The 25,862-nt window shown below is 39.1% G+C and carries 26 protein-coding genes; 9 read left to right on the top strand and 17 right to left on the bottom strand.

What is annotated here, in order from left to right:
• Position 1: 1 nt before the first annotated feature.
• From QXS89_02545 to guaA, 4 genes are all read right to left on the bottom strand, one after another.
• On the bottom strand, positions 2 to 559 hold the full coding sequence (locus QXS89_02545) for a 2-oxoacid:acceptor oxidoreductase family protein (protein MEM3831059.1): 558 nt from the start codon (positions 557 to 559) through the stop codon (positions 2 to 4).
• The gene (locus QXS89_02540) at positions 556 to 1,440 is read right to left on the bottom strand and encodes a thiamine pyrophosphate-dependent enzyme (GenBank protein ID MEM3831058.1); all 885 of its coding nucleotides are present in this window, start codon (positions 1,438 to 1,440) and stop codon (positions 556 to 558) included. The genes QXS89_02545 and QXS89_02540 overlap by 4 nt, the downstream gene beginning before the upstream one ends.
• A complete protein-coding gene (locus QXS89_02535) occupies positions 1,437 to 2,591 on the bottom strand; it encodes a 2-oxoacid:acceptor oxidoreductase subunit alpha (GenBank protein ID MEM3831057.1) in 1,155 nt (384 codons plus the stop codon). Before QXS89_02535 ends, QXS89_02540 begins: the two co-directional genes overlap by 4 nt.
• A gap of 552 nt (positions 2,592 to 3,143) precedes the next feature.
• Complete coding sequence (gene guaA, locus QXS89_02530) at positions 3,144 to 4,682, bottom strand: glutamine-hydrolyzing GMP synthase (GenBank protein MEM3831056.1); 1,539 nt, start codon at positions 4,680 to 4,682, stop codon at positions 3,144 to 3,146.
• A gap of 197 nt (positions 4,683 to 4,879) precedes the next feature.
• On the opposite strand from guaA, the gene QXS89_02525 reads away from it, so the two are divergent.
• Both QXS89_02525 and QXS89_02520 read left to right on the top strand, forming a co-directional pair.
• Positions 4,880 to 5,191, top strand: a complete 312-nt coding sequence (locus QXS89_02525; protein MEM3831055.1) for an MTH1187 family thiamine-binding protein — start codon at positions 4,880 to 4,882, stop codon at positions 5,189 to 5,191.
• Positions 5,192 to 5,265: 74 nt separating this feature from the next.
• The gene (locus QXS89_02520) at positions 5,266 to 6,378 is read left to right on the top strand and encodes a M42 family metallopeptidase (protein ID MEM3831054.1); all 1,113 of its coding nucleotides are present in this window, start codon (positions 5,266 to 5,268) and stop codon (positions 6,376 to 6,378) included.
• 3 nt (positions 6,379 to 6,381) lie between these two features.
• Here the strand turns inward: QXS89_02520 and QXS89_02515 are convergent, their stop codons facing one another.
• Positions 6,382 to 6,636: a MazG nucleotide pyrophosphohydrolase domain-containing protein gene (locus QXS89_02515; GenBank protein ID MEM3831053.1), complete on the bottom strand. Its 255-nt coding sequence runs from the start codon at positions 6,634 to 6,636 to the stop codon at positions 6,382 to 6,384.
• Between the two features lie 85 nt (positions 6,637 to 6,721).
• Between QXS89_02515 and QXS89_02510 the strand changes: the two genes are divergently transcribed.
• Positions 6,722 to 8,506, top strand: a complete 1,785-nt coding sequence (locus tag QXS89_02510; GenBank protein MEM3831052.1) for an aldehyde ferredoxin oxidoreductase family protein — start codon at positions 6,722 to 6,724, stop codon at positions 8,504 to 8,506.
• On the opposite strand, the gene QXS89_02505 is transcribed toward QXS89_02510, so the two are convergent.
• Positions 8,469 to 9,317, bottom strand: coding sequence for a DNA methyltransferase (locus QXS89_02505; protein MEM3831051.1), 849 nt, complete (start codon positions 9,315 to 9,317; stop codon positions 8,469 to 8,471). The two genes, QXS89_02510 and QXS89_02505, sit on opposite strands and share 38 nt — an antisense overlap.
• Before the next feature lie 142 nt (positions 9,318 to 9,459).
• Between QXS89_02505 and QXS89_02500 the strand changes: the two genes are divergently transcribed.
• The 3 genes from QXS89_02500 (at position 9,460) to QXS89_02490 (ending at position 11,513) form a co-directional block, all read left to right on the top strand.
• A complete protein-coding gene (locus QXS89_02500) occupies positions 9,460 to 10,137 on the top strand; it encodes a VTT domain-containing protein (protein MEM3831050.1) in 678 nt (225 codons plus the stop codon).
• Positions 10,138 to 10,295: 158 nt separating this feature from the next.
• Positions 10,296 to 10,910: a hypothetical protein gene (locus tag QXS89_02495; protein MEM3831049.1), complete on the top strand. Its 615-nt coding sequence runs from the start codon at positions 10,296 to 10,298 to the stop codon at positions 10,908 to 10,910.
• A gap of 33 nt (positions 10,911 to 10,943) precedes the next feature.
• Positions 10,944 to 11,513 carry a hypothetical protein gene (locus QXS89_02490; GenBank protein MEM3831048.1) on the top strand — a complete coding sequence of 190 codons (570 nt, stop codon included), beginning with the start codon at positions 10,944 to 10,946 and terminating at the stop codon, positions 11,511 to 11,513.
• 7 nt (positions 11,514 to 11,520) lie between these two features.
• Here the strand turns inward: QXS89_02490 and QXS89_02485 are convergent, their stop codons facing one another.
• From QXS89_02485 to alaS, 5 genes are all read right to left on the bottom strand, one after another.
• A complete protein-coding gene (locus QXS89_02485; protein MEM3831047.1) occupies positions 11,521 to 12,351 on the bottom strand; it encodes a metal ABC transporter permease in 831 nt (276 codons plus the stop codon).
• Positions 12,332 to 13,084: a metal ABC transporter ATP-binding protein gene (locus tag QXS89_02480; GenBank protein ID MEM3831046.1), complete on the bottom strand. Its 753-nt coding sequence runs from the start codon at positions 13,082 to 13,084 to the stop codon at positions 12,332 to 12,334. Before QXS89_02480 ends, QXS89_02485 begins: the two co-directional genes overlap by 20 nt.
• 7 nt (positions 13,085 to 13,091) lie before the next feature.
• Positions 13,092 to 14,138 (bottom strand): zinc ABC transporter substrate-binding protein, encoded by a 1,047-nt coding sequence (locus QXS89_02475; GenBank protein MEM3831045.1) that lies wholly within the window; start codon positions 14,136 to 14,138, stop codon positions 13,092 to 13,094.
• 72 nt (positions 14,139 to 14,210) lie between these two features.
• Positions 14,211 to 14,948, bottom strand: coding sequence for a DUF434 domain-containing protein (locus QXS89_02470; protein ID MEM3831044.1), 738 nt, complete (start codon positions 14,946 to 14,948; stop codon positions 14,211 to 14,213).
• A gap of 6 nt (positions 14,949 to 14,954) precedes the next feature.
• A complete protein-coding gene (alaS, locus tag QXS89_02465; GenBank protein ID MEM3831043.1) occupies positions 14,955 to 17,690 on the bottom strand; it encodes an alanine--tRNA ligase in 2,736 nt (911 codons plus the stop codon).
• A gap of 48 nt (positions 17,691 to 17,738) precedes the next feature.
• Here alaS and QXS89_02460 point away from each other — a divergent pair, with 48 nt between their 5' ends.
• Complete coding sequence (locus tag QXS89_02460; GenBank protein ID MEM3831042.1) at positions 17,739 to 18,773, top strand: MarR family transcriptional regulator; 1,035 nt, start codon at positions 17,739 to 17,741, stop codon at positions 18,771 to 18,773.
• Between the two features lie 15 nt (positions 18,774 to 18,788).
• On the opposite strand, the gene QXS89_02455 is transcribed toward QXS89_02460, so the two are convergent.
• From QXS89_02455 to QXS89_02445, 3 genes are all read right to left on the bottom strand, one after another.
• Entirely contained in the window at positions 18,789 to 19,304 is a 516-nt protein-coding gene (locus QXS89_02455; protein ID MEM3831041.1) for a transcription elongation factor Spt5, read from the bottom strand.
• Positions 19,305 to 19,587: 283 nt separating this feature from the next.
• Positions 19,588 to 20,943 carry a hypothetical protein gene (locus QXS89_02450; protein MEM3831040.1) on the bottom strand — a complete coding sequence of 452 codons (1,356 nt, stop codon included), beginning with the start codon at positions 20,941 to 20,943 and terminating at the stop codon, positions 19,588 to 19,590.
• Between the two features lie 192 nt (positions 20,944 to 21,135).
• A complete protein-coding gene (locus QXS89_02445; protein MEM3831039.1) occupies positions 21,136 to 21,258 on the bottom strand; it encodes a hypothetical protein in 123 nt (40 codons plus the stop codon).
• 215 nt (positions 21,259 to 21,473) lie between these two features.
• Here QXS89_02445 and QXS89_02440 point away from each other — a divergent pair, with 215 nt between their 5' ends.
• On the top strand, positions 21,474 to 22,607 hold the full coding sequence (locus tag QXS89_02440; protein MEM3831038.1) for a hypothetical protein: 1,134 nt from the start codon (positions 21,474 to 21,476) through the stop codon (positions 22,605 to 22,607).
• Here QXS89_02440 and QXS89_02435 read toward each other — a convergent pair whose 3' ends face one another.
• The 3 genes from QXS89_02435 to QXS89_02425 form a co-directional block, all read right to left on the bottom strand.
• Positions 22,608 to 23,801 (bottom strand): pyridoxal-phosphate dependent enzyme, encoded by a 1,194-nt coding sequence (locus tag QXS89_02435; GenBank protein MEM3831037.1) that lies wholly within the window; start codon positions 23,799 to 23,801, stop codon positions 22,608 to 22,610.
• Positions 23,802 to 23,810: 9 nt separating this feature from the next.
• The gene (locus QXS89_02430; protein ID MEM3831036.1) at positions 23,811 to 24,353 is read right to left on the bottom strand and encodes a ParB N-terminal domain-containing protein; all 543 of its coding nucleotides are present in this window, start codon (positions 24,351 to 24,353) and stop codon (positions 23,811 to 23,813) included.
• Between the two features lie 68 nt (positions 24,354 to 24,421).
• Positions 24,422 to 25,132: a hypothetical protein gene (locus tag QXS89_02425; protein ID MEM3831035.1), complete on the bottom strand. Its 711-nt coding sequence runs from the start codon at positions 25,130 to 25,132 to the stop codon at positions 24,422 to 24,424.
• A gap of 264 nt (positions 25,133 to 25,396) precedes the next feature.
• Here QXS89_02425 and QXS89_02420 point away from each other — a divergent pair, with 264 nt between their 5' ends.
• Positions 25,397 to 25,843: a DUF123 domain-containing protein gene (locus QXS89_02420; protein ID MEM3831034.1), complete on the top strand. Its 447-nt coding sequence runs from the start codon at positions 25,397 to 25,399 to the stop codon at positions 25,841 to 25,843.
• Positions 25,844 to 25,862: the final 19 nt, after the last annotated feature.

Genomic DNA, 25,862 nt, shown 5'->3' with positions numbered 1-25,862 from the left:
ACTACTCAAGTTTGACACCTCCTATCCTCGCGATCTCTCTTACATATTCAAAGCCTTTGTAAAATGCTGTGACATTCATATCTTCAGTTCCCTTCCTCACAATACTTCTTATAGAACTCTCGACATATCTAGGATCTATGAATCCTGAGAGAGCTACTACACCACCTACTAAAACCATGTTCATAGCAATTCTCCTCTTCACACTTTTTTCCGCAATGCTTATCGCTGGGATTCCAATCATCTTGTCAATGGTTTTCGAAGGCTTCACAAGAGAAGACTCATAGATCAGAAATCCCTCGAGAGGTAATGATTCGATTTCTCTCTCATACATCTCCTGAGTGGTTACAACAAGTATATCAGGTTGGATCAGATACGGATAGTCTATCTCCTCATCAGATATTATAACATCAGCTTTAGACCACCCACCTCTCTGCTCAGGACTATACGCTATGGTCATTATAGCATCATAACCAGCATATATGGCTGCAGTACCTAGTACTCTACCTGCTAGAAGTATTCCATGACCTCCTAAGCCTCCAAATCTTACTCTAAGCATCATTCTCTCCCACCTCCTCTAGAGATCTTCTCTACAAGTTCTCTATACATCTCCTCATAGGTCTTCTTTCTAGCTTTGTAGAAGTTTCCTAGAACTAGAGGTTCTGTCTTCTCTAGTGAGATTCCTATCCTCCTTAGATCAGCTTCATGATCTATGATACATCTATCTCTAAAGTACTTTAGCATATCAGTATAGGATGGGAATTGATTCCTCTCACCATATAGAACACATGGAGCTACTATCTCTACCACTGCAAATCCCTTGTGCTCGAACATCTGTAGAAACGCATCAACCATCTGAGCATAGTGAAGAGGAGTCCATCTAGCTATGAATGTAGCTCCAGAAGCATATGCCAGCAGAGGTATGTTAAATGAGTACTCTAGATGTCCATAAGGCGATGTGGTTGTAAGAGATCCCACAGGTGTTGTAGCGCCATACTGTCCTCCTGTCATTCCATATATGAAGTTATTAACTATAACAACATTGATATCATGATTTCTTCTAGCAGCATGAATAAAGTGATTACCTCCTATCGTTACTATATCTCCATCTCCGCCTACTACTGTGACCTCTAGCGCTGGATTAGCAAGCTTAAGTCCTATAGCAAATGGTATAGCTCTTCCATGGGTCACATGATATGCGTCAATTCTCAGATATCCGGGAAGTCTTCCAGTGCATCCTATTCCTGATACTCCTACATGTTTTTCGACTGGTATTCCTGATTTGAGTATAGCTTCCGCCAATCCTTTCAATACTATTCCAAGACCACAGCCTGGACAGAATATATGGGGCATCCTATCTATTCTGATGACACTCTCCAAACCTTCATACTGGCTGGCTAGTGCGATTTTCGAGAATTCTTTTAATCTAAATCTCTCACTCATGCTCCATACACCTTCATTAAAATACTCTCAATATACCCTGGATCCGGCATGTATCCAGGTGCGTAGGGTGCGTGAAGAATCTCTACATCTCTAGCAGCATACTCTCTTACAAGGTGGAAGACCTGACCCATATTAATCTCGAATACAACGATCTTGTTAATCTTCCTTGAAAGTTCTTTAAGTCTCCACCAGGGGAATGGCCATGCTGTCTTAGGTCTATAAAGTCCTACTCTATAACCTCTCTTTCTCATACTCTTAACAACCTCTTTAACAGATCTCGATGTGCATCCATAGGCTACTGTCAGAACCTCGGCATCTTCTGTCTCGTACTCTTCCCACTCAGCGATCTTCATTTCATTCTCTCTGATCTTTCTTACAAGTCTCGATACAAGCTTGAAAGAATCTTCACGATCAACTGTTGGATAGCCTATGTCAGTATGGGTGAGACTATCATAGTTAACTCTATACCCCGACCCTGCGATAGCCATGGGAGGCACTAGATATCTAGAGTCAAACGGCAGATATTCCTCGGGAGGTACCTTAGGAGTTTCTCTATAAACGATCTCTATCTCACTATACTCGGGTACCACAAGCCTCCCAGTCATATGACCTATAACCTGATCTGCTAGGACTATCGATAGAACTCTAAACCTCTCAGAATTATTAAACGCCTTGATAGTCATATCAAAAGCCTCCTGAACACTATTAGGAAGATAAGCTATGATCTCGTAATCACCGTGAGAACCCCATCTAGCCTGCATCACATCTCCCTGCCCAACAAGAGTTGGTATACCAGTGCTAGGTCCGGCTCTCATCACATCAATTATAACCGCAGGAATCTCCATCATAGAAGCCAGTCCAACAGACTCCATCATCAGACTAAAACCAGGACCGCTGGTTGCTGTCATAGCTTTAACACCTGCTGCAGAAGCTCCTAATACAGCTACTATAGATCCTATCTCATCCTCCATTTGAATGAACACTCCACCAACCTCGGGAAGTCTTCTAGACATCCACTCAGCAATCTCATTGGAAGGTGTTATAGGATATCCAGCATAAAACCTGCACCCAGCTATGAGAGCTGCTTCAGCCATAGCTATGTTGCCTTGCATAAAATACTTCCCAGGTTTCAGAAGCTTCTCAGAACTCATTCATTTCACCTCTTTAGAGTAATCTCCTTCGCAGGGGCTCTGATGATCTTTTCAAGATATATCGCATAATCCGGGCAAAGTCTTTGACACATACCACACGCTGCGCAACTCATCTCCATACCCTTCTTGATCTGAGGATAATGATAGCCTTTTAGATTCACGTTTTCAGAAAACTCTAGAATACTTCTAGGACAGAACTCTATACAGAAACCACAGCCCTTACAAAGTTCTGGAGAGATTCTGAGAACGCCTATAGGAATTATAATCCGATCTATGTTTAGAAACCTCAAAATACATAACCCATATAAATGCTTTATTTGCAAGGAATATAAATCTTAATTAAAATATTAAGATAGATTTAATTATGAGAACAATATCATGATAGATAGTGATTCGTATTAAATTAATACACAAACTCTATAGAATAAAGAGATAAGTTCTAATAAAGATCTAGCTAAATTCAGAATTACCCAGATCTGCTTATTAATATCTTATAAGACTAGTATGCGAGAGTAGAAGAGAAGCTTTATATAAAAATCTCTCTCAGCTATTTTACTGAGCTTCTATGGTTGAAGGAGGCTTAGGCGTTACAGCATATGCTACCATTGTAATTTCAGGTATCTCACTTGTTATTCTTAGAGAGATTCTATCCAGAACCTCATAGGGTATCCTAGCCCAGTCAGCGGTCATTCCATCCTCGCTTTCAACAGCTCTCAGGATCAGTATGAATCCTTCTCTTCTTACATCTCCTGCCACACCAACCCACATGCTTTCTGTAAGTACTGGAAACACCTGCCATAATCTCTCATACAATCCTGCTCTTCTGATCTCCTCTTCAACTATAGCTGAAGCTCTTCTAATTATTCTAAGCTTTTCATCGGAAATCTCACCAAGGATTCTCACAGCAAGACCGGGACCTGGGAAGGGGTGTCTTCTGAGGATATTCTCAGGAATTCCAAGTCTTCTCCCGATCTCTCTCACCTCATCTTTGTAGAACTCTCTTAAGGGTTCGAGAAGTTTAAGTCCTAGATCCTTAGGAAGTCCTCCTACATTATGATGAGTCTTGATCTTTGCAGAATGAGGTCTTGAACCGCTCTCTATAACATCAGGATACGTAGTTCCCTGAGCAAGCCATTTTATGCTGGGATCTTCTCTTACTATCTCTATGAATATCTCTGCGAAGATCTTTCCTATGATTCTTCTTTTCTCTTCAGGATCTGAAACACCTTTAAGAGCTCTGAGAAATCTCTCAGAAGCATCTATATATCTAGGCTCTATACCAAGATCTCTGAGACTTCTCAGAACCTCTTCAGCTTCTCCTTCTCTGAGAAAACCATGATTAACGAATACCGCTACAAGTCTATCTCCAATAGCTTTTCTAATTAGAAGAGCTGTGACAGTAGAATCCACGCCACCACTTACAGCACAGAGAACCTTCTCATCCTTGCCAACTCTATCTGATATATCCCTTATAATATTCTCAACCATATCTCCAGCTCTCCAGCTCCTAGAAGCTCCCGATATTCTTATGAAATTATCCAAGATCTTCAAACCTTTCTTCGTATGAGAAACCTCTGGATGGAATTGAACACCATAAACAGGCTTATCTCTAAGTTTGAAAGCTGCTATATACCCTGTATCCTCGGAGACCGCTATCACATCTGAATTCTCAGGAGGTTTCTCAACATAGTCTGAATGGCTCATCCAAACCTCTTCTCTATCTTCCAAACCCTCTACTATAGGATCTTTATAGAGAATTCTTATGAAGGTTCTTCCAAACTCACCTCTCCCCCTCGAAACCTTTCCACCAAACTCCTTAGCCAGAGCTTGATGACCATAACATATTCCGAGAACGGGAATTCCAAGCTCTGTAATCCATCGTGGAGGTAGTGGCGAGCCTGGGTCGAGAACACTTGAAGGACCTCCAGATAGTATGACTCCTTTAGGTCTGATCCTCTCAACAAGATCTCTAGACAGATCTCTTGCAGCCACAATCTCACTATACACGTTCAATCCTCTAATTCTTCTAGCTATAAGATGCGCGTATTGCCCTCCAAAATCTATTATGAGAATGGTATCTCTACTACTCATTAAGATCCTCTCACCATTTTCTATATCTACGATAAATAATATAGTGAGAGATATATAATCATCAGATGTGATATGCTACATCTACACTTTATTAGAGAATACAGAGACACAAGTTCTACCATAGAAAAACGCATACCGCTAGATTTCATCTAATTATATTAGCATTAACAGACCACGTAATAAGGAGGTGATATGTTTTGAAGATCCTTGCAACAATCAGAGTTATCCCTATAGGAACCAGCTCTACTAGTCTTAGCAACTATGTTGCTGAGGTGGTGAAAATACTGGAGAAGAAAGGAATTAGATATGTTATAACACCTTTCAACACGGCTGTAGAACTTGAGAATCTGAAACTTTTAAATGATTTAATCGAGGAGATCTCAAGCAGACTTAGAAGTATAGGTGTTATGAGGATTGCAATAGATATCCAGCTAGATCTCAGATTCGATAAAGAAATATCTTTAGAGTATAAGGTTGAGAGTGTGAAGAAGAAACTAGATGAGGTATGATCGAAGAGGATCTCACACCTTATACTAGCTTAATGATTTTTAAGTTCTATAAACCATTATTCTAGGGTGTGTCTATGGCTAGAGATACAGATCTTAAAGAAGAGATCTTCCAACTTCTCAAGAAGGTTTCTGAGGCTATAGCTCCCTCAGGCTATGAAGATGATGTAAGAGGTATCGTTAAAGATATTCTGAAGAATACGGCAGATGATGCTTATATAGATTCTCTGGGAAATGTAATAGCTGTTAAGAAAGGATCTAGAGGATCTGGGAGGATAATGCTTGCGGGACATATGGATGAGATAGGATTATTCATATCATTTATAGATGAGAAAGGTTTTCTAAGAGCACTCCCCATAGGAGGTGTTTTCGAGAGATCTCTGATCTTCCAGAGGATCGCTATCAGAACTAGAGATGGCAAGATCTATAGAGGTGTCATAGGTTTAAAACCACCTCATATAGCAAAACCTGAAGAAGCTAAGCAGGTTCCTGATCTTAGAGAACTCTTCATAGACGTAGGAGCCTCCTCAAGAGCTGAGGTAGAGAAGTTAGGAATCAGAGTAGGTGATATAGCGGTATTTGATAGAGATCTCACGAGACTTGCAGGAGACAGGGTTACGGGAAAAGCTATAGATGATAGAGTAGGTCTTGTCACGATGATTAAAGCATTCGAACTTGTCGAAAGAAATGAGGCATCAGTTTATGCGGTAGCAACAGTCCAGGAAGAAGTAGGACTTAAAGGAGCTAGAACAGCTGCTTTCAATATATCTCCGGATGCAGCTATAGCTCTCGACGTCACCATAGCAAATGATATACCTGGGGTGGCGGAGTATGAGTGGTACACGAGTCTTGGTAAAGGTCCTGCTATAAAGATCGCTGATGGAAGAGGTGCTAGTGGTCTGATCGCGAACCCTGAGATCATTAATAAACTCATCTCAGTAGCTCAAGAACTTGGAATACCATACCAGCTAGAAGTTGCGGCAGGAGGAACTACCGATGCCTCGGCTATTCAGCTTAATAAAGAAGGTGTGCCGGCAGGTGTTATATCGATACCGTCTAGATACATCCACTCTCCAGTTGAGATGATCGATCTTAATGATGTCGCCAACGCTGTAAAGCTTACCAAAGGGTTCTGCGAGAAAAGCGATGTAGAGTGGCTCTTAAGACTTCGAGGTTTTAAGATAAAGTAGTCTCTAGCCCTTCTCTTCAGAATACTTATTTTTGAAAGCATTCTCAACATCTATCCCGACTAGATTAGCTACTGATAGAAGCCATGCCAGTACATCAGCTATCTCTTCCTCCACAGATCTCATATCTCCTTCTAGTAATGCTTCGGCTAGTTCTCCTACTTCCTCAACAAACCATGTGAATGTAGCGTAAAGCCCTCTACTACTATCTCTATCAAAATATTTTCTCCTAATAAGCTCTTGAGCTTCTTTAATTCTCAAATATCTCACCAAATCCTTTTTCTAGAGCTTGAATTAAGAATTAGAGATATATATCTCTAGAGGAAGAATTTAAGGAGGTATCTATATGGTTTTGAAAGGTTATTCTGAGAAGATTCTTCATATAGATCTCACTAGCAGATCCTTTAGAACAGAAGATCTAGATCCAGGACTTGCCAGAGCCTATATAGGTGGGAAAGGTCTTGCAAACTACTACCTATATAAATACGGGATCTGGAATCACAAACCTTACTCTCCTGAGAATCCTCTGATAATAGCTTTAGGACCTTTCAGCGGTACTCAGATCCCTATGGCTACTAGAGCTTGGGCTGCTTTCAGATCTCCTCTCACAAATATTCTAGGAGGATCTAATGTTGGAGGTGTTCTAGCTGCTATCATGAAATATTCAGGTTATGACATGGTTTTTATAAGAGGATCTTCTGAAAAACCTATTTATATAGTTATCGAGAGAGGATCTGTTGAGTTTAGAGATGCATCACATCTATGGGGTTTAGATGCTATAGAAACCGAAGAGATTCTTAAGAAAGATCATGGGAGAGATTCCGCAGTCCTATCTATAGGACCTGCAGGTGAGAATCTAGTTAGATTCGCCATGATCAACCATGATAAATGGAGGCAGTTTGGAAGAACCGGAGGAGGTGCTGTGATGGGTAGTAAGAAGCTTAAAGCAGTAGTATTCATACCTGGAGATAGAAGAATCGATATTGCATACCCTGATAAGTTCAGAGATTTCATGAGAGATTTTATGGCGAGATTTACCAGAGAAAGCGGTACCCAAGCTCTGAGAGAAGGTGGAACTCCTAGAATCGTTGAAATCGCAAATAGAATGGGTTTCTTCCCCTGCTTCTACTGGGCTCAGGTCACCATAGAAGGGTGGGAGAAGATCGAGTGGAAGGCTTTTAAAAATAACTACTTCATAGGACCTGCAGCATGTTTATACTGTCCTGCCGCATGTCATAGACTTGTTGAGAGCAAGAGATTTTCTACGAGAGTTGATATAGAGTATGAAACCATATTCGCGTTAGGAGGATTGATAGGCGTCACAGACCCTGATTGGATTATACAGTATAATGATCTTGCTGACAGACTTGGGATGGATACTATATCTCTAGGTAACGTGATAGGATTTGCAATAGATCTCGATAGAAGAGGAGTTCTTAAGCTGAACATAAAATGGGGTGACGCTGAGAAGATAAGAGATCTCATATATGATATAGCGTATAGGAGAGGAGTCGGAGATCTTCTAGCTGAAGGTGTTGCAGAGATGTCAAGAAGACTCGGCGTAGAAGATCTAGCGGTACACGTTAAAGGCCTAGAACCAGCCGGCTACGATCCTAGGAGTTTGAAAGGAATGGCATTGGGATACGCTATATCGGGTAGAGGAGCAGATCACCTGGGTACAATGGCTTACGCTATAGATATAGCTGGGAGAGCTGGAGGAAGACAGTACCTAGGGGAAGAGAAGATTAGAGCAATAATAGATTACGAGGATCTAGGTGCTCTAATGGATTCTCTTCTTCTATGTAAGTTCGGTAGATATATATACACATTCGACGTTATAACAGAGCTTCTCAACATAGTCACAGGATTTAACTACACAGTTGAAGATATTAGAAGAACCGCGTGGAGGATTGTGACGGTTACAAGAATTATAAATTCCAGAATGGGTGTCAACAGATCCTCTGACATGCTTCCTAGAAGATTCTTCGAACCTGTGAGATTTCAAGATTCAGAACTCATGTTATCTAGAGAGGAATTCGAGAAGGCTTTAGATACGTATTACAAGCTTAGAGGGTGGAGTTCTAATGGTGTTCCTACCGATGAGACTTTGAAACTACTTGGGATCTTATGATTCTTTCTGCAGCAGCTTCCGCATAGATTCTATTAATTTCTATAAGTATGAATCTTCTTCCAAGCCTTTTCGCGACAACTCCCGTAGTTCCAGTTCCGGCCATGGGATCTAGAATTAGATCTCCTTCTCTCGTTGATATTCTTATAACTCTCTCTAGAATCTCCTCAGGTTTTTGAGTTGGATGAAGTCTTCTACCTTTTTCATCTCTCAATCTCTCTCTACCTACAGCGGATCTAACCCTCCATACATTCAAAGCAATCCTGGATCCGAAGTCTTTCATACTGTACTCTCTGGCTATCTCAGAGTTATAAGTGTAATTCTTAACATTCCTATCTCTAACAGCCCATATAAGGAATTCAGTAGCATTAGACATTCTCACATTATACCAGTTAGGCATTGGATTGGTTTTGAACCAAACAACTGTACCAAGGATCCAGAAGCCTAGGTCTTGTAACAGCCTGCCTATCCTAAATATATTATGATAAGATCCTATAGCCCATAAAGAAGCATTAGGCTTCATTATTCTTCTAATTTCTCTTAATATCTCTTCAAGAAATCTATCATACTCTTCATATGACATGAAACTATCCCACTCGCTATGAACTGTATTAACAAGAGTCTTGCTATGCCATCTCACAAGCTTCTGATTAGGAGGTAGTTGGAGGTAGTACGGCGGATCTAGGAAGATCATGTCTACAGATGTTTCAGGAATCTTTTTAAGAATTCTTCTGGCATCACCGATAATAATCTTGTTAATAAGATCTTCTAGATTAACATTATCTATAGATGCTTCATCAAGTAGAATGCTCATCTTAAATCCTGAGAATTATATTATCTCCGGAAATTAAGAATCATGTCACAGATATCTCATGCTATAAATTTAAGAAGCATAAGACTTATACTATGTGAGGATGTCTTACATAGATCTATTCCATCTGATTAGAGAGATTGGTATGGTGAATCCGGTTCTTCTAATATTCCTAGTCTCACTCATATCTAATATCATACCATTCGCATCAGTGCCCTACCTACTACTTCTAATAAATCTAGCTCATAGATATAGAGATTATACATCATTATTCTCCCTGGTTCTAGCATCAGCTTTAGGAGCTGCGGTAGGTAAGATGGCTATATATCTCATCGGAAGACTCATGTCTAGAGCTGTGTCTGAGAACACTAGAGAGAATCTAAACTATCTATCGCAAAGAATGAGAAAATGGGAGTTCCTCGCTGTATTCATAGCAGCTTCAACACCTGTTCCAGATGATCTGGTTTATATGCCGGTATCTTATGCAGGCTATAATGCTCTCAGCTATTTCATAGCAGTTCTCCTAGGCAAGTTTATATTAAAGCTCGCCACAGTATATCTAGGACTTTCATTCATAGAATTACTAGAGGGCGTCGGTGTGGACTATATATTATCATCAGTGATCCTAGGAGTTCTATCTCTGCTACTCATATACATCATATCAAAGATAAACTGGAGAAAGGCGTTAGAATACTATGATAGAAGAGATATAAGAGGTATGCTCATGTCTATAGCGCGTGATACCATAGATTCTCTTAATATTCTCAGATTGTTAAAGAAATATAACAATAAGATCAAGACATACCTTAGATCTCCACGCTAGCAATTTGATAGCGAAGATTTATTAATTCTCCAGATTATTTATGAAGTTGGCTAGCAATCTAGAGAGTGTGAGTTGAAACGAGTAGCGGTAGTTCCTCTAGAAAACCCTCTTCAAAGATCTCTGAAGTCTTAGGAGTTAGGGGAGAGATTAAAAATGCTTTGAAACTGAAGAGAGTAATAATCTCTCTAGTTCTTCTAATACTATTTCTATTCCTATCTATATTCTACATGATATCCGTGTATAAGAGCTATTACACATATACCTCTGTAGATCTTGATGGCGCGTACTATAGCTACATTGAAAATGGTAAGAATTCCTCTTTATCATTAGGTTATTATATTAGCTTTAAAGGTTCTTATGATGATCTATCTATATCATCATCATCTGTAGCTATCGCATATATATCATATGATAGGAATGCATCCGTATATAATGTTTATTGGATCGGTGATCCTGTGATTCTTCAGAAGATCCTGATAGGACAGAATTCAAGAATCTACTATAGAGTTATTTCCCTAGCAGATATATTCTACAATATTTCTTCCCAGAGTAGTAATATCAGAGCATTAGAACCTGAGAATATCTATATAGATGTAGAGAATCTCAGAAACTCACTAGGTTGGAGAACGGTTATTCCGTATAATATATCTCTCGATAATAACACTATCATCTATATCTATGTAGATGCTATAACTATGATACCTGTCAAGATAGATATAGAGTCACAGAGTTTTAACGCTGAAGCTTTTCTAGTAATAGCTAGAGCATCTTAAAAACTTTCAAGAGAAATAAGTTTAGGGAAGTAAATGAGCATGAGGAAGACTCAGATCCTGATCATGGCATCCTTACTTCTGGCAGGCATCGCCTTAGGAATTGTGATATCGATAATAATCCCACTTCCTTTCAGAGAAGGTTCGACACAGGATCAGTACTATAGTTTGTATCAGGATCTTTCTAGAGGTCTTAGAAGCTATGCTTATCTGAATATACTTTATAACATGAAAGATCTGGTTATATACACAGCTAATGCTAGGATTATGATCATGATAGCTAATATAACTAACTCCACAGATATACTAGCTCTATCGAAAACATCTCTTGAGACAGCTATAAACACTACTAATAGAATTAATCAAGATATAGCCATAATCAAGGCTCTTAATATAAGTCCTACGGAGAGAAACGCTCTAGATCAGGTTGGAGCCGAGATTTCGAGAGTGAGATCATCACTGCAAAATCTTCTGAACATGGTTACGAGCTCTATACAGAGTAAGAGTATAGATCCAGATCTTCTTAATGCAAGTAGTAGCGTTTATAATGATGTTACTCAGAGTGTAGATAGAGCATCCAATATAATTCAGATAATACTTTCATAATACAGCCCTAGGATCTTTTTAGAAACAGGTTTGGCACCACGTAAGCTATTATAGAGAGAACACCTAAAACCGCTCCATATGGCATGTTTGCAAGCAGAGATATAATTAGAGAGCTGAGAGATACTAAAACAGCGTAGGGAAGAGCTGTTCTCACAGATAATATTCTGGTAAAGGGTGTTATTGAGGGAGCTATGAGTAGAATATGAGCGGCGATGGCACCTATAACTCTTGTTAGAAGAACGCTTGAGACTGCTACCATAGAGTACACTAGGATCCTATAGCTCAGAAGACCTCTAGATCCTTTTAGAAACTCGAAGTACTCGGGATCGAAAGATAAAAGCAGTATTCTATGCCATGCGAGTATTAGAATTATGAAGAGCAACAGCGACACTATGGTCACAGCTATAACATCTCTGATCAGAATAAAGAAAGGTGATCCGAACAGTATGTTATAGACTATCGAAGGTCCTACAGGAGACCATAGAGCTAGTCCGTATGATGATATGGTTGCTATCGTTGCTGAGATAAATGCTACCACAGCTATAGAGGTATTCTGCTCAACTCTCTTATAATCTAACACTCCTATTAGTATCATGAGCAGTATCATCAGAGTGTAGGTCGTGATCTCAGGAGGTATAGAGGGGAAGAAGAGATTGATCAGGTAGCCTGTTGAAGCTGCCGCAAGTATCATATGAAGAGATTCTACTGCTAGAAACTGTGTTTGAGTATATCTTATTAGAACGCTCATGACTGCTCCGACTAATGATACTAGGACTACACCTATCAATCCTCTTATCACGTAGGGTTGTAAGAATAATTCAATGATGCCTTGGTCCATGTTCTTCGCCTAGGAAAAATGTTTTCTCTCCAATATATGCCAGCCCGTACATTTTCGATAGATTCTCTATAGTTATAACCTCGCTAGCCTTGCCAAAACCTATTAAAACTCTATTAAGAAGTAGTACATATGGATCGTATTTGAGGCAGTGTGAGATGTCGTGCGACACTACTATTGTACTCATATTCTCTCTTCTAACTATGTTAAATAGAAGATCTATAATACTCTCTCTGCTAGATATATCAACCATCGAAAGAGGTTCGTCGAGGAGTAGTAGTTTAGCTCTCTTAGCTAGAGCTCTTGCGACAAGAACCCTCTGTCTTAAACCTCCTGAAAGCTCGTGAAAGTATTTATCAGCATACTCTTCAAGACCTGTTATCTGTAGAGCTCTATCAACAAGATCTCTCTCCTCACCTCTTAGCACCTGCGATGTTGATACTATCTCTCTAACTCTAAGAGGGATGCCTAGATTAAGATATGAGATCTGAGGCATGTATGAGATGATATCTCTGATAGAATCCTGGTTCTTCTCAGGATCAACTCCAAAGACTTTGAGAACACCTCTATCTCTTCTAATAATACCTGCTATGGTTCTTAGAAGAGTTGTCTTACCACCTCCATTAGGACCCATTATAACTAATACTGAGGGATGCTCTAAGCTGAATGATACATTCTCTAGAACAGTGGATCCTCCTAGCGAGACATAGATGTTACGTGCTTCTACAGCATACATAGAGACTCTACCTTCTCATACTAGCTCTTTTATAGATAATATAGATGAGAGCTATCGAGACAGCTATCGAGTATGCTAGAAGAGCATAGGTTGCAATATTTAAAGTCTGAGAAGCCCCAGCTTCTGAAGACTGAGATCCTGTGCAGGAATTCTCAAGAGCTGAAGCTACGAGAACAGGAGCTATGTATGGAGCTCCTGCTAGCATAGTCTCACGTATGTTAACAATAACAGGCTTCACACCCATACTTTCTATCTCGCTTAAAACTCTATCACTATATTCCTCCATACCTTCTAGAACTAAAATACACTTTGCATTTGAATTTCTCAGATCTACTAATGCTCCCGGAGTAGGCTCTTGATCTGGTTCTTCGAGAAGGGTGTAAACAGGATCTATACCAATAGATCTTACAAGATACAGACTTACAATACTATATAAAGCTACACCCTCTAAGCCTGAAACCTTAGATCTTGCGTACTGATAAGAGTTTTCTACTATTCTCTTGAGAGTATCAGCTGAGGCATTTATGCTAGAGGAAATCTGCATAAACCTAGCCATATCGTTAGAGAGCTTCTCTCTTAGAATAGCTGTTATAGCATCTCTAGCTATGTCTATGAATAAAAGTGTTGCATTTAGATCAAACTCTATATGAATATCAGGAGCTCCCGAACTTTTATTGAGAGGCTTCCAACCTCTTTTAATAAGCTCATCGTATATCACTAGATATTTCACACCTCTCTCTTTAGCCGCTTCAATAAGCTTAGAAGCTATAGGAAGATGACCTATAACATCTACTATGACAAGATCAGAGTTTACAGCGCTACTGATAACTTCCGGCGTAGGCTCATACGTGTGAGGATCAACACCTGGAGGCATAGGGTTTTTAACGTCTACAAACCCGTCTCCTATGAAGCTCAGGTATATGGCGTAGAGTGGCGGTACTGCGGTGACTGTTATCAGAGGCTGGGTCTGAGAGTATGTTATTGAGATCGTAGGTAGAATTAGAGAAGATAAAAATAGAATCATGAGAGATCCGATGATTATATATCTTTTCATAGAGTATCACATCTTATTCTATAAGGACACAAGCTTATAAGCTTTTAGGCTCAACCTAAAATTTTTACTCAATTATTTTAATCTCTTTTCGAGTATGCTCATGAGATCTACTATTCTAGTTCTGAAGATTCTTTCATGAGCACTTCTAATAATAAAGCCTGCTAGATCAAATACTTTTAAAGCTTTCTCTAGGACTAGGAAATCACTTGAGACGACAACTCCTCCTCTAGCTGTTGATAGATCTATTATCTCTCTATCAGCTTTCTCCGCTAGTAAGTAGCTGCTTAATAATCCCGCATGGAATGATCTATCTGTTAATATTCTTGAGATCTCCTTACTTTTAGACCTGCTCTTATCGGCTACATATATGATCTCTCTGACACCTAGATCTCTTAGAAAGCTTACTATGAGGTCTGATGCTTCATGTACCGATTCATTTGATTCAATACTTCTAATACCTCCAATATCCCTTGCAAAACCGTCATCACATAGGTATATGCATCCTCCGGCTAGAGCTGTTGATAGAGTGCTTAGCACGTTAAAAAGATCTATGAGTATAAGCTCTCCTCTCATGTTATCTGGCTTGATTATTCTACCTCTGATTCTCTCCAGATAATCTTTTCTATGAACACATCTCATTATAAGAGATCTCTCAGATCTATTTAAAGCATATCTTCCTGAGATCAGATCTAGTGATGATTTCTGAGGATAACCTCTTTCAAGAAGATATCTATAATCCTCGCAAGCATTTAAAATCCTATCATTAATCTCTATACACTCGGAAGAGTTTTCCTCACCCGAGTTCCTCATATGATCTCACAGAGATCTAAGAAGCTCTTTTAGACTCCTAATTATCTTCTCTGGATCCGCTTTCACAACACCTTGAGAATGATCCTTCTTACCTCCTCCTCTACCTCCAAAGATCTCTGCAAGTCTTCTAATCATTACACTAGCATCAAACCTGTCTAAAAGATCTCCTGATAGAGAGATCTCAACCCTACTACCTTCACCTCCTCCCGACACTATTACCGAAACCACCCCTCCCCTGCTAGTAATCCTTCTAACAAAATCTCTCGCCACATCCTCTTCAGGAGGATCTCTTACTACGAAGAGCTTCACCCCACCAATGATCTCGCTCTCCTCAAACAATCTCTCAAGATTCTCAATCCAGAGAATCCTATACCTCGACAGTGTATTCTGAAGATTTCTGAAACTCTCGGCATAAGATCTAGCTCTAGAAACAATACTCTCATCAGCAGAACCTCCTATAATACTGCTCACATCTCTCAATATACTCTCAAATCTCGAGGCTTCCTCAGCAACCCTACTACCAGCGACATATTCAAATCTGATCACGCCATCAGCGATCTTAGACACGCTTGTTATCTTAAACCCTCCCACCTCTCCTGTATGAGGAAGATGTGTTCCGAAACATGCTTGAGCATCCCATCCTTCGATCTCTACGATTCTAATCATAGGATCCTGAGGAACTCCTCCTTGATATATTGAGAATCCATAAAGCTTTTCAGCTTCATATCTATTCATGATACTCGCTTTGATAGGTCTTCTTTCATCGATAATCCTGTTGACTAGTTCTTCGATCTTCTTTACCTCGATAGGATCAGGCATTTTATAATGTGTTACATCAAGTCTTCCTCTAAACTCATTCTTATCAGCTCCAGCCTGCCACACATGATCTCCTAGAACTCTTCTGAGAGCACCGAGTAGAATATGAGTTGCAGTATGATGTCTCATAGTTCTATATCTCTTCTCCCAGTCCACTACAATCCTAACTCTTCTCCCCACAAGATCTTCTGAGAGAGCTCTGTCAACTCTATGGAGTATGACATCTCCTATCATCAAAACATTTAGAACTCTATATCTGTCTCCGTCAATCTCTATAAAACCTTCATCACTTCTCTGACCTCCTCCTAAAGGATATAGACAGGTTTGATCTAGGACTATAAGATCTTTATTCACACCTATGATCCTACCCTCACAATACTTAGCCATGGGATCCTCATGAAAGATCCTTCTAGTAGAATTAAAAGATGAGACCCATTTAACAAGCTCCTCTGGAACCTCTTCCCTTTTCTTTATAGGAGCTCTAGAATGTCTCGAAGCTACTATCGAGTAGAAGTTCCGCGGGATCTCAATAGAAATACCATTAGAAGAAGCGATATCTGAAACTATCTCAGGAGGTATTCCATGGCTATCATATATTTCTATAAGATCCTTCAGATCAAGACCTCCTCTAGCATATCTTCTCACGATAGAAGGCGCTCTTCTTATATTCTCCTTATATCTCTCCTCCTCAGAATCAACAACCTCTAATATATAACTTGAATTCCTACTAATACTCTTGAAGAAATCACCCCATCTGCTGATCTGGAGTTTCATAAGATCTCTTAGACTTACATCAGATCCTATTCTTGCTAGGTTTCTCATGATTCTTCTCAGAACAAGTCTTGCTAGATAACCTTCACCAGTATTAGAAGGAACTATACCATCTCCAAGCATAAGAGAGAGTGTTCTAGTATGATCTAGTACTGCGAAGACGTTTATAATATCTCTAATGCTACTCTCTACATCAATCTTGTTTCTACCAAGATCCCTAGAGACTCTATCGATGAAATCTGTAAAACTCTGAGGAGAATCAGGATCTATTCTTCCAGAATATATAGATGCCGTCCTAAGAAGCTCTTCATCGGGTTTAGAAACCCCCAACTTATCGAAGAACTTATCAACTAGATCCCTTCCATACACAGCGTGAAATGCTGTAGGAGTCTTATTAACAAGCCACGTGATCCTCTCAATACCATACCCTACATCAACTATCTTAAGAGGGATCTCCTTATAACCGTTCTCAGTAGTTGAATACTGCATGAAAACCAGGGTAGCAACCTCAAGACCTCCTACAGTGACCTCCATGCTAGGTCCTGCGTTTCCTCCACCCTCCCACCAGCTTTCTTTAAATGTAAGTTCATCTTCTGGAACACCTATTAGATCTCCGAAGAACTTCTCAGCATATTCTACAGTCTTATCTTTCCAGTATATGAATCTATCTGGATAATTAAAAGCGTGATGACCTCCCATTATAAAGCTTGTCATATGCCTGCCGAATGTAAGTCCTACGTTATCTATATCTTCAAGTCTTATGCATGGCTGCGCTATGACAAGTGGATTTGCTGGTGGTGGTACTCTCCCTGATGTGACATGTGGTTGAAATACTACTATCGAAGCTATTGTGAGGTAAAGATCCTCTCTCCATCTAGCTACTACAGGAGCCGGATCAACTATTGTGTGACCTTCTCTCTTGAAGAATTCTAGAAAGAGTCTCACAGTATCCTCATAGCTCAGATTCTTAAGTTTTAGAGGTATATCGAAGAATCTATAGTCTGTGCATGGTATGTCATTACATATATCTGAAGATCCTTTGGTCCAGAAAGGTGTTTCGCATACTTTACATATTCTTCTAGAATAGTTCTTCTCATTAAAAATCCTTAACCTGTACTCCGAAGGATCTCCGAGCTTTGGCAATAAAACGCTCACCACTAGCTCATTATTAATAGCCTAGAGATTAATATAAATTTGAGATTAATGAGAGAGCGTAGTAGTATTAAAGATAAGATACTCAGGATCATAGAAGAAGCAGGACCTAGAGGTGTAAGTCAGAGAGAGATAGTATACATAACAGGATCCTCGAAAGGTTATGTATCAGATGTTATAGATGAACTTGAGAGAAGAGGGCTTGTAATAAGATATAGAGGACCTGGAAGAATAGTCTTCGTTAGACACGCCAAATACGTGCATCCACTCACGGGAAGGCGTATCAGGATAGGCTTTGTAAGAGCGTCCGAGTATATATTCATGCCGGATATGATCGAGGGATTAAAAGATCTAGGTTTTACAACAGAGGTTGTATTGTTTGATAATGTATTCGATGTAGCGAGATCTATATCGAGAGGAGAGATCCACATGGGTATGATCCCTATCTACACTCAGATAGGATATAGAGCTTACGGAGCTCCTATAAAAATGATCCCTGGAGGAGCTCTTGGAGGAGGTTTCCTAGCATCTCTAGAGGATGTAGAGGATATAGCAAGCAAGCATGATAAAGTGATCATAGCCACAAGCCCTCTCTCTACTATGGAGATTCTCTCACACTCTATAATGAGAAGCATGAGAATATCCTATGAAATAGGCTACTACAAAAATCCACGCGAAGTAATAGAAAAACTAAGCTCAGGATCCGCTCATGCCGCAAGTCTTTGGGAGCCGTATGCTTCTGAGAGCTCTAGAGCTCTTAAAAATATAAAGATAAGATCTTATAGAGAGATCCTGGGAGAATACCATTGTTGTACTCTTGCAGTGCATGAGAATCTTGTCCAGGGATTATACGATGAAATCCTTAAGATCTATATAGAATCTCTAGAGAGATCTAGAAAGAACATGGATAGAGCTGTAGAGAGATACTCTAACATGATTAATACCGACATAAACGTTCTTAGGAAGAGTGTTAGAGAATATGAATATAGAGACTATATAGATCCGAAGATTATAGGAAGAATTATTAGAATGGGTGGAGGTTATATGATCTCTGAGGATATTCTAAGAGATCTGATGATATCATAACAAGCTTTTGAAAATCTACTGCTGAACAGGTCTTACAAATTCAGCTGGAAGTGTTATAGTCATTGGAAACTGAGATTCTGCTATATAGACTGAAACCTCCTCCCTCTCTCTATCTATAGATTGTATAGTTCCTCTAGAACCTCTGAAAGGTCCTGCAACTATCTCTACCACCATTTTCTCTCTAAGCATCTCTATAATAGGTTTGACTCTGATCATCTCCTCAAGATCTTTATAACTTATAGATCCTGCAGCTCTACCCTTAACCTGTCTTATATCTCTAACAGCTAGATATACTGTATGAAGGTTTTGAACCTCGAATATGACATAGCCTTTTATATCCGGAGGAACTATGATAGCTCTTATATCCTTTAAGTAGCTTAGAGTCTGATCTGTTGGATTGACATTCTTCAGAGAATTTACTATTGTTTCAACGGTTAAAGCTACGTCAAGTTCTCTACCACCTATAGTTCTCACAACATATAGCTGAAGCTTTCTAAACTCCTCGCTAGCATCTCTACTACTCTCACTCATAAGCCTCCCCCAAGCCATGTGAGTATGTAGTATGCCAGTAGAGATATTGTAAAGCCTATGAAGCCTACGAGAAAGAATCCTAGGAATATGATTCTTATGAAGAGCTTGTATTCTTCAGAATCAGGTCTTCTAGCAAGCTCTAGAATTCTTCTCCAAGATTCTATGAGATTAGAGAATCTATCAGCTATAATCTGGCACCTCTACTCTCAAGAGATATGTTACATGATGAACTTATATACTTACCACTCCCATCCTAGAGATGGTTCTCGCAAGATCTAATATCTCATATTCTCTCTCTAAATGATATGAAGATTATCAGCATAGCTAGAGTGAAGAGTATCCCTGCTGAGATCATATTAGCAAGACTGTTGGATTCTATGAGATCTCTGAGAAGAGTTGATAGCAGAGATGCTCCAGGATTTTCTATAAGCTGTCTGACGGAGCAGGTGTAGAATTGATTCTCTAGAAGCTTTAGATCTTGAAATGCACAAGGATACGGTGTAGATGATAGAACAATAGAATTCTCAAGAACAGAATATGTGGAGAGAGAAAGAATCAGGATCTTCTCATATGTTCTTCCGTGATTCAGGATATAGTATACTGATAGTGAGAGCAAAACCGTTACAGGGGTTAGAAATCTAGGTCCGTAGGATAAACCTCCGTGAAAATCATGCCATGAAGAGTATACTATGAGAGGTATGATTATCATCGCGACATATGATACCTTGAGAAGCCTTTCTTCCAAAAGGTCTAGGGATCTATATAAATAGATTAGGGATATAAATGAAGCCGGATAAAGGCTTAGAAGACTCTTCCTAGGATCTATAAGCTGTGCTACTAAGCCTGCTGGTATTAGACTGAGATTAAATCCGGATCCTAAGCCTCTCTCCTTCGAGTACAGTACTTCTGGAAATATAATCATGCTTCCAGTAGTACTGGCGTTATAGTATGCCTGAAATACAAGAGCTGGAGAGAATATTATAAGCCACTCTACTATAAATAGAATCATTCTACCTCTCTTTAGAATACCTCTTCTAACGAGATAGCTTAATCTCGTAAGCGCAATAGATGAGAGAGCTATGATGAGAATAATTGTTGAGGGATCTGATAGAAATGCTATGAGAGAGAATAGAGAGTGTAATGCTATAGAGAGACTATTAAGATCTCTGCTAGAGAGGATTCTCTGAGTATAAAGAATCAATGCAGAGTAGCACATTGTAAGAATAGCCTGAGGAAATATATGTGATGAGTAGATCCATGGTAGTGATGATAGTACCACTATGAGAACTGATGTAAGAGCATATCTGCCTGACGATAATTCTCTTAGAAAGTAGAAGAAGAGGACAGCCGATATTATAATACTTAAACTCATTATAAAACCTCCTGCAAAAAGAATCTCCACTTTATTATCGAGAATACATGCTAGAGGAGAAAGAATTAGAGAGACTCCTATAGGACCTGCAAATACATATCTATTATCTATCACTATGTAATCTGTATAGAACCACTCAACTTTCTCGAGATATAAAGATCCTCTACACATGCTCTTCGAAAGTTCTATGAGAGAAGCTGTATATCCTGTTAGAAGTGTCGTATTTATGCTAAATATCATCAAGATTAGCATTGCTACTATGATCATGTGTTCTCTTCTAGCTATGCTAAGTCCCTCTCAACTGTTTCAAGTTTTATCATTAGTTTATATCCAGTTAATATCATTCCTTAGATATGTTTAAAGCTTAGAATTCTATTCATGAAATTCTCTAACCTTTTCTCACCTACTCTAAGTATGTAGATAACATAGTGGTTGCCCGTGCCACTTATTTTGGTTTGTTCAGGTGTTTTCGATTATCTCGAGTATTATAGCTATGGACTTCTCCCTCATCACCTGCTCACCATTCGCAGGGTCATCGAGAGCTATATCAGCAGGCACCACGGAGCCTGCCTCGAGATACATATCTTCAGGAACCTATAGCAGCTAGAACAGCTTAAAAACTTTTTACTATAGATACAGTCTTCTCTCCCATGCTTTTTAACACTACATATGATAACATCAGCTCTCACCAAGCAAACTAATAGGTACAAGATCATTCGATCCTTTAGATCTCTTCAAGCTTATGAAGCCCGGGTTTTTAATTTAAGCGTGTTTAGACAACTCTAGTGGAGAGAATTATGCTAAGAGATCGGAGGAAGGTCTATATCGTGACAGCTTCTATAAATCCTCTTGATAATCTTGATACACTTCTAAGAGTTGAAAATAGAAGACCTGAGAAGATTATTGTAGTTGATGAGGGTGATGAGAGTATTAGAAAGTATAATAGAGAGATCCTCTCTAGATACGATGTTGAACTTGAATTCTACGGGCCTAGAGAGCGTGAGAACTGGTTTAGAGAGAGATTTGGATCATCGTACGAGAGATTTCTATCAGTTATACCTGAGAAAAGTCATGCAGAGACAAGTTTTGGTTTTCTCGTATCTTACGAGGAGAACTCAGATTATATTATAGAGATTGATGATGATGTTTTTCAATTTGAGAACTATAAGATTATTAAGGATCATGTTGAGAATCTAGAGATGAGTAGAGGTATTCTAATATCTTCATCATCTAAATGGGTTAACACCATAGATTTTCTAGAGGTGAGAGGAGGAAACGGTAGGATCTTTCCTCGAGGTCATCCCTATGATTCTTCGGTGAGGATCTACAATTACTCTTCTAGAGATGCAGAAGATGAATGTATTCTTAATATGGGGCTCTGGACAGGTATTCCAGATCTTGATGCTGTGACTATTCTAATGTTCGGAGGATTAGATGGAAGACCTTCTATATATTCTGAAAAGATTCTCCATGAAAAGATCATAGTAGATAAAGGATCTTATTACGCTGTTTGTTCTATGAACACATCATTCAGAAGAGATCTGGTGCCAGCATTCTACCAGCTTTATATGAGATATATGAATATAGATAGATTTGATGACATATGGTCTGGAATCTTTGCAAAGAAGATTAGCGATGTAGTGGGAGGTAGATTCTGTATAGGAAAACCTGCTCTGAAGCATGAGAAGAGACCTAGATCTGTGTGGAAGGATCTCAGAGCAGAGCTTGAAGGTATGATCATAAATGAGATCTTGTGGAGAATAGTTGATGAAGCTCCTATAAGTAGTAGGAATTATCATGATGCCTACAGAGACCTAGCTGAACATCTAGAGAAAAATCTCAATAGATTCAATGAGGAGATCCACTTTAAATTCATGAAGACACAGGTTGACAAGATGCACCTATGGATCGAGATTATCGATAGGATCTGATTATTTTATCTCTCCAGAGAAATATCTTGAGAACTGCTCGATATATTTAAATCCGTTGTCTGGAAATATCAGCACATAGTCACCTTCATCGAGAACTCCTTCAGATACGAGCTTTTTAAAAGCTCTAGCTACAGCACCACTACTAAGTCCTACGAGAATACCTTCACTTCTCGCAATATCAAGAGCTCCCTCTATAGCTTCGCGTAATCTAATATCTATGATCCCCTCGTAAGAAGCCATGTGAATCCACTTCATCCCAGTTTCAATCCTTCTGATACCAGGTATGATCTCGCCAGGAGCTGGTTGAACAGCATATGCTTTCACGTGAGAGCCTAATCTGTTCTTGAAGTATATTGAAAGTGCTGAGAAATGTCCTGAGGTTCCAATTCCAGCTATTAAACCTTTCATCTTAAGACCTGCTGATCTTATCTGGAGATCTAGCTCTTTAGCTGTATATCTGAAGTGCACGAGAAAATTCGCATCATTATAGAACTGATTAAGATGTACTCCACCAGAGCTTCTCGAGATCTGTTCTACCTCATCTATCATCTCTATGGTAAGAGTCTTAGGTCTTCTCTCAACTTTCCCTCCCATAACTTCTAGAAGTATATCTGAGGCTTTTTGAATAGTGCTTGGGATGAATAGCACTGCTTTAAAATCATTCAATCTAGACATAGCTGCTAAAGCCATGCCTGTGTTGGTTGATGTCGCTTCGTAAATGGTTCTTCCAGTGAGCTTTTCACCTTTCTCTTCAGAGTACACCTTAACCATATACCATCCAATACGATCTTTGATACTCATGCTGTAGGGATTATAATACTCTAGCTTTGCCCATGCTCTGACTCCTCCGCTAGATAGAGATCTGATCCTTAGCAGAGGAGTCGGCCAATTTCTGTAGAGAAGTTCTTCAGAATCTCTGAATACTCTATAAGGTTGTGGTGATATATCATCATAGAATCCTAGGTCTTCTAAGCTATACCAATCCTTAGAATCCTTTTCACAGGAGTATACATGTCTGCATCCCATCATATATAACACCTTTAAGATCCTCAGATCCTCTCTAGATAAGTTATTCAGATCAATACATCTAAAACCTCCTTCTCTGAGAACTCTCGATGCGATCTCTATGAACTCTCTTAATTCGATCTCAAACTTTAGGGATCCTACAATGTCTCTAAGATCAACTCTTCCCATCAAGATCTCCTATGGTATTCTATTGAGACTGATATTAATCTGAGGAACAGATCTGCAAAGAGTATGTCTACTAGTCTTGTAAGGTAGAAGAGATCCTGTTAATCCAGCTCTGATCACAAGTTCTTTTGAAACGATCCAATCACTTCTCCAGCTATCAACATTTATACAAGGATCTCTGTAGTCTATTAAGAGAGCCGGGATCCTTTTCTTCCCAATACTCTTTAGCACTTGAACTCTGTGATGACCATCTAATATTATGAATGTATTATACTCTACGAGAATAGGCTTCTCAATAATGCCTCTACCTAGTATATCTTCCTCTAATTCTTTCAACCTCACAGGATCTATGTTCTCATGAGGTTTGAGCATCTCTATAGGAAACAAGATCACTGGATACGTGTCTATACAGCATATGAAATCTCTACTTAAATCTACGATCTCTTTTAAGATCTTATTCTCCATTATACTACCACAACATCTAGACACATCAAGCTCGCTGAAGATTCTAAATAAATCTCTACCTCCAGTTAGATCGCTGAATATAGAGTTCATTATATCTCCGCCTAGATTCCGATAAAGATAATATAGAAGCTGGGCTAATAAACATGTCTTTAGAAGATTTATTCTACAAATTCATTGAATCTAATCAAGCTCACACTACTTAAAGGTATTCTTTTAGGAGGTACGTAGCTTTTTCCTATGATTATAATCCTTCCATCATTGAGATCTATTCTTCTGATCTCTGAAGCTACAAACCTTATGTCGAGATCATCGTTAAGAGATCTTACTAGATACTCTATACCACTATTAAGTTCTCTGAAAAGTAGTGTGACCTCTCCCACGTATATATCTCTACAAACAATATCTCTACCAGCTTCTGGAATGCTTTTCTCAAGCCATTCTCTGAGGTTCTTAGCCCATGTAGCTTTTGTTCTACATAGGTTTAGTTTCTCCATATATTTTATGATCTTGTCATAAACTCTCTCTTTAAAAGATCTGTAGATCCATGAATTCTTAAACTCTTCAATAGTGAAAGGATCGAGGGAAAGAGTTTCTGAAGAATCATAGTATTCAAATAGTATTAGGAACAACTCTAATTTCCTCCTCAAATTAGCCATAATGATACTCCATGTCTTAAAGAAACTACCTGTAAGTCTCATAACTCTAGGGTAAACAAGAAGAGAAGTACTTCTAAGATGAGGAAGTATACGAGGGTATCTGAGAATCAACTCTACAACTTCTTTCTTGTCAAGAGTCTTAAGCTCCGAAAATTCTATCTGACCACCCGAGATGATACCTATCTTAGAAACATGCTCACCCAGAGGAAACACCTAAGATTTTATAATTAAGACATCTTTAAATTCTTTAGATATAGGATTCAGAGATCGAAGTTCGACCCTATATAAATTTATATCGATCTATTTAATATCGAATCTATACCTCTCTTCTCTCTTAGATTTCAAGATTTAAAGAGAGAGTAAGACTATGTTTTCAAGACTAACATCAATATGGATATGCAATAAAATACTTCCTTTTACTACGGCTCACCGATAGAAGTAATATAAGGCTTCTAATATAAAAAGATCTGTGATTGATTGAAAGACTATGCTAGAAGATCTATAGATAAGCTTGTTAGCGAATTGTTCAAGAGAATTCTATCTGAAAGTCCTAGAGACAATAACAAAAGAGATGTATACTCATACATACTTCTAGTAAAATGCAGCGAGAAAAAGATCATAAGAACCCGAGGGAGAGAGTTTCAAATAGATGAAGGCTACTACATATATGTAGGATCATGCGGTAGAGGATGCTCGAGAGTAGTGAGACATCTCTACTCGAAGAAAAGAAAAATGTTCTGGCACATAGATTACCTTCTATCAGAATGCATAGCTCTAGAGGCTCTGATAACGCCGGGTATAAGCGAAGAGAAGCTGGCTGGGATCCTCTCAAGAGAAAAATTCTTGAAACCTGTTAAAGGATTCGGTTCTTCAGACGATCCTCATAATCCCTCTCATCTTTTCAAAATCTCTATACCCCGATAGAGAAGGCCAGCTCCTTTCC

Source organism: Sulfolobales archaeon (assembly GCA_038881635.1).
GTDB lineage: Archaea > Thermoproteota > Thermoprotei_A > Sulfolobales > AG1 > WYEN01.
Note: the sequence above shows the minus strand (reverse complement) of the source record. Positions and strands in the feature narration are given on the sequence as shown.

Bases quoted from the DNA above. Each gene is read 5' to 3' on its own strand.
- QXS89_02545 (MEM3831059.1), bottom strand. From the start codon at position 559: ATGATGCTTAGAGTAAGATTTGGAGGCTTAGGAGGTCATGGAATACTT.
- QXS89_02540 (MEM3831058.1), bottom strand. From the start codon at position 1,440: ATGAGTGAGAGATTTAGATTAAAAGAATTCTCGAAAATCGCACTAGCC.
- QXS89_02535 (MEM3831057.1), bottom strand. From the start codon at position 2,591: ATGAGTTCTGAGAAGCTTCTGAAACCTGGGAAGTATTTTATGCAAGGC.
- guaA (MEM3831056.1), bottom strand. From the start codon at position 4,682: ATGAGTAGTAGAGATACCATTCTCATAATAGATTTTGGAGGGCAATAC.
- QXS89_02520 (MEM3831054.1), top strand. From the start codon at position 5,266: ATGGCTAGAGATACAGATCTTAAAGAAGAGATCTTCCAACTTCTCAAG.
- QXS89_02510 (MEM3831052.1), top strand. From the start codon at position 6,722: ATGGTTTTGAAAGGTTATTCTGAGAAGATTCTTCATATAGATCTCACT.
- QXS89_02505 (MEM3831051.1), bottom strand. From the start codon at position 9,317: ATGAGCATTCTACTTGATGAAGCATCTATAGATAATGTTAATCTAGAA.
- QXS89_02500 (MEM3831050.1), top strand. From the start codon at position 9,460: ATGGTGAATCCGGTTCTTCTAATATTCCTAGTCTCACTCATATCTAAT.
- QXS89_02490 (MEM3831048.1), top strand. From the start codon at position 10,944: ATGAGCATGAGGAAGACTCAGATCCTGATCATGGCATCCTTACTTCTG.
- QXS89_02485 (MEM3831047.1), bottom strand. From the start codon at position 12,351: ATGGACCAAGGCATCATTGAATTATTCTTACAACCCTACGTGATAAGA.
- QXS89_02480 (MEM3831046.1), bottom strand. From the start codon at position 13,084: ATGTATGCTGTAGAAGCACGTAACATCTATGTCTCGCTAGGAGGATCC.
- QXS89_02475 (MEM3831045.1), bottom strand. From the start codon at position 14,138: ATGAAAAGATATATAATCATCGGATCTCTCATGATTCTATTTTTATCT.
- QXS89_02470 (MEM3831044.1), bottom strand. From the start codon at position 14,948: ATGAGGAACTCGGGTGAGGAAAACTCTTCCGAGTGTATAGAGATTAAT.
- QXS89_02460 (MEM3831042.1), top strand. From the start codon at position 17,739: ATGAGAGAGCGTAGTAGTATTAAAGATAAGATACTCAGGATCATAGAA.
- QXS89_02455 (MEM3831041.1), bottom strand. From the start codon at position 19,304: ATGAGTGAGAGTAGTAGAGATGCTAGCGAGGAGTTTAGAAAGCTTCAG.
- QXS89_02450 (MEM3831040.1), bottom strand. From the start codon at position 20,943: ATGATCATAGTAGCAATGCTAATCTTGATGATATTTAGCATAAATACG.
- QXS89_02445 (MEM3831039.1), bottom strand. From the start codon at position 21,258: ATGTATCTCGAGGCAGGCTCCGTGGTGCCTGCTGATATAGCTCTCGAT.
- QXS89_02440 (MEM3831038.1), top strand. From the start codon at position 21,474: ATGCTAAGAGATCGGAGGAAGGTCTATATCGTGACAGCTTCTATAAAT.
- QXS89_02435 (MEM3831037.1), bottom strand. From the start codon at position 23,801: ATGGGAAGAGTTGATCTTAGAGACATTGTAGGATCCCTAAAGTTTGAG.
- QXS89_02430 (MEM3831036.1), bottom strand. From the start codon at position 24,353: ATGAACTCTATATTCAGCGATCTAACTGGAGGTAGAGATTTATTTAGA.